At 38.8% G+C, this 12649-nt stretch carries 11 protein-coding genes; 9 read left to right on the top strand and 2 right to left on the bottom strand.

The genetic code is table 11. The features are described 5' to 3' along the window. Positions 1-35 precede the first annotated feature (35 nt). Positions 36-524: a GAF domain-containing protein gene (locus ACLIJJ_RS05205; RefSeq protein WP_233317398.1), complete on the bottom strand. Its 489-nt coding sequence runs from the start codon at positions 522-524 to the stop codon at positions 36-38. Between the two features lie 210 nt (positions 525-734). Between ACLIJJ_RS05205 and refZ the strand changes: the two genes are divergently transcribed. Continuing rightward, complete coding sequence (refZ, locus tag ACLIJJ_RS05200) at positions 735-1358, top strand: forespore capture DNA-binding protein RefZ (protein ID WP_411410616.1); 624 nt, start codon at positions 735-737, stop codon at positions 1356-1358. Here the strand turns inward: refZ and hisJ are convergent. Further along, complete coding sequence (gene hisJ / locus ACLIJJ_RS05195) at positions 1341-2144, bottom strand: histidinol-phosphatase HisJ (protein ID WP_411410615.1); 804 nt, start codon at positions 2142-2144, stop codon at positions 1341-1343. The two genes, refZ and hisJ, sit on opposite strands and share 18 nt — an antisense overlap. A 345-nt stretch (positions 2145-2489) precedes the next feature. On the opposite strand from hisJ, the gene ezrA reads away from it, so the two are divergent. The 8 genes from ezrA (at position 2490) to sppA (ending at position 12634) form a co-directional block, all read left to right on the top strand. Next, positions 2490-4196: a septation ring formation regulator EzrA gene (ezrA, locus tag ACLIJJ_RS05190; protein ID WP_411410614.1), complete on the top strand. Its 1707-nt coding sequence runs from the start codon at positions 2490-2492 to the stop codon at positions 4194-4196. A gap of 149 nt (positions 4197-4345) precedes the next feature. Continuing rightward, positions 4346-5488, top strand: a complete 1143-nt coding sequence (locus tag ACLIJJ_RS05185) for a cysteine desulfurase family protein (RefSeq protein WP_411410613.1) — start codon at positions 4346-4348, stop codon at positions 5486-5488. Beyond that, the gene (gene thiI / locus ACLIJJ_RS05180) at positions 5485-6690 is read left to right on the top strand and encodes a tRNA uracil 4-sulfurtransferase ThiI (protein WP_341078153.1); all 1206 of its coding nucleotides are present in this window, start codon (positions 5485-5487) and stop codon (positions 6688-6690) included. The genes ACLIJJ_RS05185 and thiI overlap by 4 nt, the downstream gene beginning before the upstream one ends. 114 nt (positions 6691-6804) lie before the next feature. Beyond that, positions 6805-7011 carry an alpha/beta-type small acid-soluble spore protein gene (locus ACLIJJ_RS05175; RefSeq protein WP_233317404.1) on the top strand — a complete coding sequence of 69 codons (207 nt, stop codon included), beginning with the start codon at positions 6805-6807 and terminating at the stop codon, positions 7009-7011. A 159-nt stretch (positions 7012-7170) separates the two neighbouring features. Further along, entirely contained in the window at positions 7171-8748 is a 1578-nt protein-coding gene (gene mbcS / locus ACLIJJ_RS05170; protein WP_411410612.1) for an acyl-CoA synthetase MbcS, read from the top strand. Between the two features lie 100 nt (positions 8749-8848). Next, positions 8849-10456, top strand: a complete 1608-nt coding sequence (locus tag ACLIJJ_RS05165) for an amidohydrolase (protein ID WP_233317406.1) — start codon at positions 8849-8851, stop codon at positions 10454-10456. 104 nt (positions 10457-10560) lie between these two features. Then, the gene (gene rarD, locus ACLIJJ_RS05160) at positions 10561-11490 is read left to right on the top strand and encodes an EamA family transporter RarD (protein WP_233317407.1); all 930 of its coding nucleotides are present in this window, start codon (positions 10561-10563) and stop codon (positions 11488-11490) included. A gap of 130 nt (positions 11491-11620) precedes the next feature. Continuing rightward, complete coding sequence (gene sppA / locus ACLIJJ_RS05155) at positions 11621-12634, top strand: signal peptide peptidase SppA (protein WP_237941800.1); 1014 nt, start codon at positions 11621-11623, stop codon at positions 12632-12634. Positions 12635-12649 lie beyond the last annotated feature (15 nt).

The raw sequence follows: 12649 nt of genomic DNA, 5'->3' as shown, positions 1-12649 counted from the left end.
CGTTTCGGGGTGTTTTTCGTATGAACTAGAACAAATTAATTCACAAAATCCATTAGGGCAGAAACAAATAATTCTAAATACTTCTTGTCTGTTTCATCAAAGCGGGATTTTTCAGGTGAATCAATATCGAGAACACCTAATAATGTGCCGTCTTCTTTCACCAATGGCACGACAATTTCTGATTGGGAAGCAGCATCACAAGCAATATGTCCCGGGAATTGATGGACATCTTCCACTAATACTGTCTCCTTCTTCTCGGCAGAAGTTCCGCAAACACCTCTTCCGAAAGGAATACGGACACATGCAGGCAAACCTTGGAACGGGCCGAGTACAAGCTCCTTATTATCCTCTGTTAAATAAAAGCCTACCCAATTGACACGATCCAAAAATTGATTCAAAAGAGCAGCTGCATTTGATAAGTTTGCAATTGTATTTGATTCGCCTTCAAGAAGAGCTTTCAGCTGTTTAATTACCAATTCGTATTGCTGTTCTCGATTGCCTTTGTATGTTTCGACGTTAAACAAGCAAATCACCTAACTTTCCTTCTATTATTCTCATTATTTTAGCAGATTAGAGCGAATATGAAAAAGTTTTGTCGACTTTCTTTTAAAGGATTGGCCAATATAATCAAGAAATTTATATAGAGGCTATTCTTCTATCATTTATGCTGCACAAAAATAATTATTATTCAAACATATATTACTTTGAATAGCAAGAGAAAAGAGGCGATATGGGTGAAAAGAAATTCAAAGGAAGCAATAGTCGAATCTGCGATTACATTATTCAACAGAAAAGGCTACAATGGTACATCTATCAGAGACATCGCAGGCCATGCCAATGTAAATATTGCAAATATTTCCTACTACTTTAATGGTAAGAATGGTTTGCTTGAGTATTGCTTCACTAATTATTTTGAGAATTATATGGCTGTCCTGGAGGAGGTTTGCCGCCATAATTATAGCAGCATGTCGGAAAAGCTGAAAACAGTCGTAAAAGAAATCATTGAATTTCAATGGAAGAATTTACAGTTAACAAGGTTCGTACTCCGAGAAGTATCTATTGATTCCCAAGTTGTCAGGGAAATATTGTCTACTTATTATGTAAAGGAACGCTATTATTTATCAAGCATTTTGGAAAGTGGCATAGAAAAAAAGGAATTTAAAAAACAATCTGTTCCATACAGCATCATTCAGTTAAAAAGCTTCCTTTCTATGCCTTTTCTAAATGCATCGTATATTCAAGAGGTTCTTTATATTTATTTAAATGAACCATATTTCATCAAAAAATACCTAGAGGAAATCGATAAATGGATTGATGAAGTAATTTGCTTTCCGCAGCGCTTAGCTGTTCCCAATTAATAGATGTTGCCCTTGTCCTAAATCCTTGGCTTGGTGGGCATCTGATCCATATATAAGCGGGATTTGCAGACGCACTGCTTCCTCTATCGCCCAAATGGGAGGGTATGTCTCCTCGCATAATGGCTTAAATAATCCTGCTGCATTATAATCCAGCTCAAGCTCCTTTTGTTTCACAAGATGAAGTATTTCCTTTATAGCAAGTGAAAAATCCTGAACCGGAGGGAATTGCTTTTGAAACTTATGGACAAGCGTCATATGTCCGATTCTTTTCGGTTTAAATGGACCTAAATCAGCTAATATCGATTTAGAGAGTGTTTGGAAATAGCATTCATAGATACAATCAACATGTCCATATTTCTCAATCATACTAGCAAATATTTCGGGGCTGTAATCAAGGCAATCATATTTTCCGTGTGGATTTTTTAAAAAATGCACACTCAATACACTGTCATCTAAAAATTTCCCCCACTCTAGCAAGAACTCCATCGTTCCATTCTCATAGCCTTCAATATAATCAATCTCTAGACCAAGATTAATGATCAGTTCCCTGCTGAATTCCGCCTTTACTTCTAAGACATCTTCGACATAAGAAGGCAGCTGCTCCATTGTCATGCAGCTGTCTTTTGTCGGGGCTGCATCCTCAAACCCCTTCGGTAACGGGGCATGTTCCGTGAACGTTATCTCTTTAAATCCTAGGTCTATAGCTCTTTTTATGTATTCTTTTAATCCGTCCTTTGTCCCATGCGGACAATATGGTGTATGAATATGACCATCTCTTTTGTACATGACTCTCACCCTTTCCCAGTATGGCTATATTTATTATACCTTTATTGTTCCGATATACAGGAATGCTTTTTTTTAAATATTCTATAAATGCTTAAAAACAGACGGAAATCGGACTGAATTTCATTAGGGAGTAAGTGCCGGCAAGATGCTGGGAGAACTATTGTTTGCCTTACGTAAATTCACATAAAGAAAAACTGTCTTGGAAAATAACAATTTTCTTTAAAAAAAAATAAAATATTAGTCAAAAATTGTCGTTTACATGGTATCATAAATACAAATATATAACCTTTACATATAAAAGTATGTTGAAATAAATTTGGTCGGTGTATGAACAGGGGGCTTCAAATGAACTACATAATCGGAGGAGTAGGCATTTTAATCTGCCTATTTGCAGCAGGATATTTTATTAGAAGAAAATATTATGGAACAGTGGATGAGCTGGAAAGCTGGAAAATCGATATAATGAATCGGCCTGTGTTGAATGAGCTTTCGAAAGTGAAAAAGCTTAATATGATTGGGCAAACGGAGGAACTCTTTGAAAAATGGAGAGCTGATTGGGATGGTATCGTGACAGATCAGTTGCCGGAACTCGAAGAGCTTTTGTTTGATACAGAAGAGTCGATTGATAAATATAAGTTCAGAAAAGCAAAAGAGCTTCAGAAAAAAATCCGCGTTAAATTGGAGAGCATGGAGAGCAGCATCGAAACAATGCTTGAGGAGCTTAATAATTTAATTGGAAGCGAAGAAAAGAACAGAACTGAAATTGATGCTTTAAAGGAATCCTATCGAGAAAGCAAAAAGACATTGCTAGCACATAGACACTCTTTCGGAGAAACAGAAAGCAAAATAGAAGAAATGCTGCAGGAAACTACTGTAAAGCTAAAAGAGTATGAAGAAAAAACGAATAATGGCGATTATTTGGAAGCAAGGGAAATTATTCATGCAATCGAAAAGCTCACTGGCGATATTCGCTACTTGATTGATAATGTGCCTCCGTTGCTTATTGAGTGCCAAACGAAGCTTCCTGAACAGCTGAATGATTTAAAAGATGGATATGCAGATATGCTGGAACAAGGCTTCATTCTTGAACATATCCAGCTTGAAACAGAAGTGAAGGAAATTGAAGTGGAACTGGAAGAAAGCAACAAGCTGCTTGTAGAAGGAAAGATAGAGCAGGTGCAAAATGTTATTGCAGAAATACAGGAAAAACTGGATCTTCTGTATGACTTGCTTGAAAAAGAAGTAATTGCAAGAAACTACTGGAACAAAAACTTAGATCCTGCTAAGGCAATCCTTGAAGAAATCAGGGAAGGGAACTCTCGCCTTCAAGTAGAGGTATCCTTGCTGCAGAGAAGCTATAATTTGAATGATGAAGATTTAGAGCTGCAGTTCAAACTCGAGAAACGTCTGAAGCTATTATACAAGCAATATGAGGTGCTTGAGCATAAGCTGTTGACAGAGTCTGCGGCACATACGATTTTAAGTGAGGAACTAAAGGTTCTTAAAGAGCAGCTTGAGAGTGCTTCAAAAGAACAGGAGGACCTCTTTGACAAGCTTCATGCCTTAAGAAAAGATGAAGTAGTTGCACATGAAAAAATGACAGAGCTCACAAAGCAAATGACAAATGCTCTTCGGATGGTTGCGAACAGTAATTTGCCTGGTGTTACAGCAGAATACAATGAGCTTGCAGAAGAGACAAAGGAAGCTATGGCTAAGCTTAAAACCGTATTGCAGGAGGCGCCACTTGATTTGCCGACGGTTCAAAGCATGGTTGAAAATGCAGAGCATGTTACACATGCGCTGGTGAATGCTACGGAAGAACTGGTTGAGACGGTTCTGTTGGCTGAGAAGGTCATCCAATATGGTAATAGATACCGCCGTAAATATCCAAAGGCTGAAAAGTCGCTTGCAGAAGCGGAAATGCTTTTCCGTAAGTATCGTTATAAGGAAGCGTTAGAGCAAGCAGCTGCGGCGGTTGAGGAAATTGAACCTGGCAGTATGAAGCGAATGGAAGCTTTGATTGGCGATTTAAGGGAAAAGCAAATGAAATAGAAAAAAGAAGATAGCCCGAGCAAGGCTATCTTTTTTTTGCAGTGCAATTCAAACTATCTTTTTGTTTTTAACGCATAGCTCTATTATATTTTCAAATAATGTTTACTATGATACCATAAAGTGCTGGAGTTCTTAGTTAGGAGGGGCTTATGATATATTTGGATAATAGTGCGACAACAAAGCCGTTTCCGGAAGTGATTGAATCCTATACAGCAGTTGCAGCAAACTATTTTGGAAATCCTTCTTCTTTGCATCGAATAGGGATGGAAGCAGAGAAGCTTTTGATACAAGCAAGGGCTCAAATTGCCGCGTTGCTAGATGTTAAGGAAAGCGAGATTTATTTTACTTCTGGCGGTACAGAAGGAAACAATATGGCACTAAAAGGGATTTCTCGAAGGTTTAAGTCAAGAGGTCAACATATTATCACAACAAGCATAGAGCATGATTCGATAATGAAGGTAATGGAACAGCTGGAGCAAGACGGTTTCTCCGTAACATACCTTCCTGTTAACGAGGATGGGATTGTATCTGTTGAGGATATTAAAAAACATATACAGAGTGATACAATACTTGTTTCTATCATGCATGTTAATAATGAAACAGGCGCAATCCAACCGATTGAAGCAATCGGAAAGTTATTGAACGAATATCCTAAGATATTTTTTCATGTAGATGGTGTTCAGGCGATAGGGAAAACGCCTCTTTCATTAAGAGATTATCATATAGATTTATATACAATGTCCGCACATAAATTTCATGGACTAAAAGGCAATGGTATCCTGTTTGCAAAGGACGGAATTAATATTTCTCCATTGCTTGCCGGCGGAGGACAGGAGCGCAATGTAAGAAGCGGAACGGAAAATGTGGCAGGTGCAGTAGCAACAGCGAAAGCTTTAAGAATGCAGCTTGATAACTACAAAAATCAGTTTGGGAAAATGCTTGAACAGAACAAGTTCATCCGTGATCAGTTAGAAAGCATGGATAATGTTGTTGTCCACTCCCCGGTTAACAGTGTTCCGCATATTATTAATTTCTCAGCAAGTGGTATCAAAGCAGAGGTATTGATTCACGCCCTCGAGGAAAAAGGTATTTTTCTGTCGACTACTAGTGCGTGTTCATCAAAGACAAACACAGTCAGCAAAACATTATTGGCTATGAGAGTACCGGAAAATATCGCAGAAAGTTCTTTTCGAATCAGCTTGGCTTATGATAATGAGTTAAAAGATATTCGGGAAGCAATGTCTGTATTAAAGGAAACTATCAACTGGCTAAGAGGAGTAATGAACAGATGAAGTATGATCGTATATTAATTCGGTATGGAGAGCTTTCTACTAAAGGAAAAAACAGAAAAAAATTCGTTGATAAATTAAGACATTCCATTGCAGATGCTTTAAGCAGTTTTCCTAGCATCAAAATTGACGGACAGCGTGACCGTATGTATGTCATTTTAAATGGGACGGAAGCAGAAGCTGTCGTTCATTCATTAAGGAACATCTTTGGAATTCAGTCATTCAGCCCTGCTATTAAGGTCGACCGAGATTTAGACTTGCTGAAAGACACAGCATTAGAGCTTGTATCTTCAATCTATAAGGATGGAAATACGTTTAAAGTGAGTGCGCGAAGATCTGATAAGACCTTTTCCCTAGACACAAATGAACTGAACCATTTTTTTGGTTCTCATATTTTGAAAAATATTCCTGGTATAAAAGTAGATGTCAAAAATCCTGATATTACACTGCAGGTCGAAGTGAGAAGTGAGGCAGTGTATTTGTCGAGTGAAAACTTTGCTGGTGCTGGTGGACTGCCTTCTGGTGCGAGCGGAAAAGCAGTTCTTATGCTATCAGGCGGGTTAGACAGTCCTGTTGCAGGCTACTTGTCTATGAAGAGAGGGCTTGAACTTGAAGGGGTTCACTTCTTTAGTCCTCCATTCACTAGTGAAAGAGCTAAGCAAAAGGTTGTCGATATTGGCAATGTGCTTGCTTCCATGAATGGGCGGTTTGTCCTTCACATTGTACCTTTTACAGAGATACAGCAGTTAATTCATAAACAAATACCAGAAAACTATACAATGACTGCGACAAGAAGGCTAATGCTGCGAATCACAGATGAAATCAGAAGAAGGCAAGAAGCATTAGCAATCATTACAGGGGAAAGTCTCGGTCAAGTTGCCAGCCAGACCCTTGAAAGCATGTATGCGATAAATGCAGTTACAAATACACCGATTATCAGACCATTGGTCGCATCTGATAAAGGAGATATTGTCGACATTGCTAAGTCTATTGGAACATATGACATCTCCATCAGACCTTATGAGGATTGTTGTACAGTATTTGTTCCTGCTTCCCCAAAAACAAAACCGAAAAAAGAGAAGGTGGAGTTTTATGAGAGTTTTGTGGACTTTGAGCCAATGATTAAGGAAGCTGTCGACAAAGTAGAAACAATTATACTAACTGGCAAACAGGAAGAAAACAGTCTGTTAGACAGCTTGTTTTAACAGAAAGTAACCTATTTGCTAGTAGTGGTAATAATGTGAACAATTACCAATTAGAAAAAATGAATGAAGTCCATGTGTATTACACATTCTATTATCAACAAGGAGGTGATACACATGGCAAACAACAACAGCAGCAATAACTTAGTAGTACCTGGTGCAGACCAAGCTCTACAACAAATGAAATATGAAATCGCTTCAGAATTTGGCGTTAACTTAGGTGCAGAAACAACTGCTCGCGCTAACGGTTCTGTTGGTGGTGAAATCACTAAACGTCTAGTTCAAATGGCTGAACAACAACTTGGTGGCGGATACCAACAATAATAAAATAATATGGCGATAGAGATGAGGCCTTTGCCTCATCTCTTTTTGCTTATAAATCACTAATTATCTCCTTAGCGAAAATGAAATATTTTAAAAATGAAAGAGTTAGTAGTATAATGACATAAGTATTTTTAAACCTAATCACTAGGGGGAAATGAAATGGGTCGGGAAGAATTATTGGCTCCGGAAATGTATAACTTCGTTTCCGAGATTGAAAAGTTTGCGCAAAACAAAGAAAGGCTTGCATTGCGCTGGCAAAATGAAAGCGGAGATAAGCAAGAAATTACATACAGCCAACTTATGCAGCAGGCAAATAAGATGGGCAATGTTTTTAAGGAAGCGGGCCTTGTAAAAGGTGATGTTGTATTGGTCATTGTACCAAGACTGATTGAAGCGTACCAAGTATACATAGCTGCACTGAAATTAGGGCTTACAATCCTTCCAAGCTCAGAAATGCTTCGGGCGAAGGATCTGCAATACAGGATTACACACGGTGAAGTGAAAGCTGTCATCAGCTATTATCCATTTTTGGACGAGCTTAACAAAGTAGAAGAGCTCAACAGCCTGAAACGATTTGTTATCGGCAAAGAAGCAGATGGATGGAGATATTTAGATGAAGCAGCAGTAGACGCTTCTGATGAGTTGGAGTTAACGATAACAAAAAAATCAGATACAGCATTTATTTCGTATACGTCTGGAACTACAGGTAATCCAAAAGGTGTTGTACATACACATGGCTGGGCATATGCTCACCTTCGTACAGCTGCGCCAAACTGGCTGTGTATTGAAAGTGGCGACTTAGTTTGGGCTACAGCTGGACCTGGCTGGCAGAAATGGGTTTGGAGTCCGCTTCTTTCCGTATTAGGATCAGGTGCAGTCGGATTTGTTTACCACGGCAAGTTCGATCCTCGCAAATATTTACAGCTGCTCGAAGACTATGAAATCAATGTATTATGCTGTACTCCTACAGAGTATCGCCTGATGGCTAAAGTAGAAGATATCGGTTCATTCAAGCTTCCTAGCTTACGAAGTGCAGTTTCAGCAGGAGAGCCGCTGAACAGAGAAGTAATCGATGTATTCAAAGCTCATTTCAATCTTGATGTACGAGATGGATATGGCCAAACAGAAAATACGCTGCTGTTAGGCATTACAAAAGGAGTTCCACTTCGTCCAGGTTCGATGGGCAAACCAACACCTGGAAATATTGTTGAAGTTGTCGACGAAAATGGTAAACCATGTGCAGTGGGAGAAGTTGGCGATATTGCTGTCCATAAAGACACACCTGCTTTATTTAAAGAGTACTTTAAAGAGCCGGAGCGGACTAGACAGCAGTTCAGAGGCGAATACTATATTACTGGCGACAGAGCGAAAAAGGATGCAGACGGTTATTTCTGGTTTGAAGGCAGAAGTGATGATATCATCATAAGCTCTGGCTATACAATCGGGCCATTTGAAGTCGAAGATGCACTAGTTAAACATACTGCAGTAAAAGAGTGTGCTGTTGTCGCAAGTCCAGACCCTATCAGAGGAAATGTCGTAAAAGCATTTATTGTGCTTCGTGATGGTATCGAAGGGACAGATGAGTTAGTGAAGGAATTGCAGACACATGTTAAGACTATGACTGCGCCTTATAAATATCCGCGTAAGATTGAATTTATCAATGAGCTTCCTAAAACAGCTTCTGGTAAAACAAGAAGAGTGGAACTAAGGGATAATGAACAGAAAAACAATGGATAACCGAAATTTCGGTTTATGAAATACCCTATAAGCAAAGAAGGAATAAGCAGCATGTATGCAAAATATATACATAGCTGCTTATTTGTTTAGGAGGAAAAGAATGGGTACTTTATTTTATGGTGGAACAATATACACAATGAAGCAAGAGGGCGAAATGATAGAGGCTGTATATACAGAAGGACAGCTTATAGTCGATTATGGCGATAAACAGACGCTTGAAAAAAAATATAGAAGCAACATAACGGATCAGGTCCATTTAAAAGGTGCTGCCATGCTGCCGGGCTTTGTGGACAGTCATATGCATCTTATTGGACATGGGGAAAGACTGCTTCGTCTCGACCTGTCCGCATGTATTTCAAAAGAAGCTGCATTGCAGCTTATAAAGAAAGCAGGAAAGAAGGCAACAGCAGGTGAATGGATTTTAGGGGGAGGCTGGAATGAGAATATTTGGGATGACAAATCTCCACTCACTAAAGAAGAACTTGATAAAGCAATCCCGAATAATCCAGTTGTTTTGGACAGAATCTGCAAACACGCCATTGCAGTGAATTCAAAGGCATTACAATTAGCAAACGTGACAAATAAGACAGAAGAGCCCTTTGGCGGAGTAATAGAAAGAGATGAAACAGGTGCCATTACTGGGGTATTGAAGGATAAAGCGCAGGAGCTTATTACTAAGGTCATACCTGAGAAAAGTCATGAATATGTTAAAAATGCATTACGTGAAGGCATCAAGGATGCTTACAGACTTGGTTTGACAGGTGCTCATACAGAAGATTTATTTTATTATCACGGTTTTGAGGGAACTCAAACAGCCTTCAAGGAAGTGATAGAAGAAGAGGGGCATCTGTTTAGGGCACATTTGCTTGTACATCATCGTGTTTTTGATGAGATGGTGAAGTCCGGAAATACTTATCAATCTGGGGGAGATTGGGTAGAATTTGGCGCCATGAAAATATTTGCAGATGGCGCATTTGGCGGGAGGACAGCATTTTTAAGCAGACCTTATGCTGATGATCCCTCCACACAAGGTGTCAGCATCTTTACAATGGAGCAGTTAGAGGAGCTAATCAAGAAGGCAAGAGAAAATAATATGCCTGTAGCAGTGCATGCTATTGGGGATGCCGCTTTTGATATGGTCTTACAAATGATTGAGAAGCATCCGTTAAAGGGATACGGCAGAGACAGACTCATTCATGCAACCATGCTGCGTGAAGACTTAATCAACCGTATGAAAGGCCTTCCCCTTATACTAGATATTCAGCCTAGCTTTGTTACATCAGATTTTCCATGGGTGTATGACCGACTTGGCAAGGATAATATGAAATATTGTTATGCATGGAAAACATTGCTCAAAAGCGGACTTCATTGTGCAGGCGGTTCTGATGCACCAATTGAATCCGCTGACCCTCTTGCAGGTATTTATGCTGCCGTGACGAGAACGAATACAGAAGATTTAAGCGGAGCAGGCTATATGCCGGAACAAGCATTATCTGTATATGAAGCAGTAAGCTTGTATACAAAGGGCAGCGCCTATGCTATTTGCCATGAAAAAGACAGAGGCGTAATTGAAAAAGGATATCTTGCAGATTTCACGGTGCTTGATCAAGATTTATTTACAATAGAGCCTAAAGATATCCAGAAAGTACAAGTTGTACAAACTATTATTGCAAGTGAAACTGTATATCAAAAAGAAGAGAGAGATTAAGGAATACTTAATCTCTTTTTCTTTTTTGGAAAATTTCGGGTTGTGCATTATCTGGAATAGAATTATAATATGAAATATTTCGAAAATAGAAAGAAGAGATAAAGATGAAGGATAACCAAATGAAAACGGGAGTGCTGTATGCTGCCATCGCTTACTTAATCTGGGGGTTATTTCCGATTTATTGGAAGAATCTGCAAGGGGTAGGAGCAGACGAAATTCTCGCAAATCGAGTGTTATGGTCTTTTGTATTTATGGTATTGCTAATAACAGTAACAAAGAAATGGAAAAAACTGATTGGAGTGCTTTCCAGTTTCAAAACTAATAAAAAACAAGGCTTGATGCTATTTGTTGCTTCTTTGTTAGTTAGCTGCAATTGGTTTATCTATATTTGGGCAGTTAATGCAGACCAAATTATTGAAACTAGTCTTGGCTATTATATTAATCCTTTAGTCAGCGTATTGCTTGGCATGATTGTGCTGAAGGAAAAATTGACAAAAACACAGTATGTTTCTGTCGGTTTAGCAGCCATTGGAGTAATAATTTTAACCTTTTCCCATGGAAGCTTTCCATGGATAGCTTTGTCCCTTGCATTCACGTTTGGATTATATGGTTTGGCCAAGAAGCTTATTTCAATTGATTCAAGTATAGGGCTCACATTAGAAACATTGTTTATAACACCAATTGCATTAATGTATATTGCTTATTTATTTGTTAAGGGAGACCATGCTTTTCTGGCAGTTTCACCACAATTGGATTTGTTAGTCATTCTTTCTGGTGTGTTAACAGCAGTTCCGCTCCTATTTTTTGCTAAAGGTGCTCAACGAATACCACTATCCATGCTGGGATTCATCCAATATATGACACCAACTTTGACTCTTATTTTAGGTGTATTTGTTTATGATGAACCATTTACAACAACCCATTTATTATCCTTCCTGTTTATTTGGGCTGCATTATCGATTTATTCTTTATCAAAGACAAAGCTGTTTTCTCATGCAAGCAGTGCAAAAGGCAAAAAAAGCGCAGAAATTTAAGAAGTCATATAGAGTCTCTTGCTAGTTAAGAATGAACTTATTCTTATAAGCAGACTATAAAACAGAAGAATCTTGAAACATTTATTATAGTCATTCGTAGAAAGTAAGGAGAAGGAGGGATACATAAGCAATGAATAAAAAAAGATGGGCGGCACTTGGAATCGCTGGATTCATTTTTGTGTTTTCAATAATCACAAGCTTTGTGTCGACAGCGTTAACTACTGATTTCAGCAGTGTTTTTTCCGATTTAATGGCAAGCAGTGAAGAGGAATTTGCAGAAACTACGTTGGAGAGTGGAGATGAGTTTAATAAAATAGCTGTGCTTGAAGTGGATGGGACGATTCAGGATACTGGAGATACTCAATCAATCCTTTCATCTGCGGGATACAATCACAAAGCCTTTATGAAAAAGCTTGATAAAGTGAAGGATGATTCCGATGTTAAAGGGATAATTCTTAGGGTGAACTCCCCAGGCGGAGGAGTTGTCGAAAGTGCAGAAATCCATGACAAAATCGTCGAAATACAAGAAGAAACTAAAAAGCCTGTATATGTTTCAATGGGATCAATGGCGGCTTCGGGAGGGTATTATATCTCGGCACCTGCTGACAAAATCTACGCCAGCCAGGAAACGATGACAGGATCATTAGGTGTTATTATGTCAGGTTATAATTTCGAAGGACTTGCTGAGAAGTACGGGGTTGAATTTGTGACAATCAAAAGCGGTCCATATAAAGATATCATGAGTTCTACAAGAGAAATGACAGATGAAGAAAGAGATATTCTTCAGACGATGATTAACAATTCCTATGATGGATTTGTAAAGGTTATTTCAGAAGGCAGAGGCATAAAAGAGGATAAAGTCAGAGAGATTGCCGATGGCCGAATTTATGACGGCAGACAGGCGAAGGATTTGAATTTAATAGATGATTTTGGTTACTTGGATGATGTCATTGCTGCGATGAAAGCTGACTATAAGTGGAATGATGCAATGGTTGTGAGCTATAGCGATTCAGGAAGCTTGGCTTCCATGTTTGGCATGTCAGCAAAAAGTTTGCTTAGCGGAGAAGAGCGTGAGTTGGCCAATATTCTTACAATCGCAACTAATGCAAATTCACCGCGGCTTATGTACTTGTATGCAGAATAGGGGGTCGGATAAATG

The sequence above is a fragment of the Niallia laureatilytica genome (assembly GCF_046613985.1).
In the GTDB taxonomy this organism is placed as follows: Bacteria; Bacillota; Bacilli; order Bacillales; family Cytobacillaceae; genus Niallia.
This window is presented reverse-complemented; position numbering and strand designations above follow the sequence as displayed.

Excerpts from the sequence above, each read along its gene's own strand:
- ACLIJJ_RS05175 (WP_233317404.1), top strand. The coding sequence starts at position 6,805 with ATGGCAAACAACAACAGCAGCAATAACTTAGTAGTACCTGGTGCAGAC.
- ACLIJJ_RS05165 (WP_233317406.1), top strand. The coding sequence starts at position 8,849 with ATGGGTACTTTATTTTATGGTGGAACAATATACACAATGAAGCAAGAG.
- ezrA (WP_411410614.1), top strand. The coding sequence starts at position 2,490 with ATGAACTACATAATCGGAGGAGTAGGCATTTTAATCTGCCTATTTGCA.
- thiI (WP_341078153.1), top strand. The coding sequence starts at position 5,485 with ATGAAGTATGATCGTATATTAATTCGGTATGGAGAGCTTTCTACTAAA.
- mbcS (WP_411410612.1), top strand. The coding sequence starts at position 7,171 with ATGGGTCGGGAAGAATTATTGGCTCCGGAAATGTATAACTTCGTTTCC.
- hisJ (WP_411410615.1), bottom strand. The coding sequence starts at position 2,144 with ATGTACAAAAGAGATGGTCATATTCATACACCATATTGTCCGCATGGG.
- ACLIJJ_RS05185 (WP_411410613.1), top strand. The coding sequence starts at position 4,346 with ATGATATATTTGGATAATAGTGCGACAACAAAGCCGTTTCCGGAAGTG.
- rarD (WP_233317407.1), top strand. The coding sequence starts at position 10,561 with ATGAAGGATAACCAAATGAAAACGGGAGTGCTGTATGCTGCCATCGCT.
- sppA (WP_237941800.1), top strand. The coding sequence starts at position 11,621 with ATGAATAAAAAAAGATGGGCGGCACTTGGAATCGCTGGATTCATTTTT.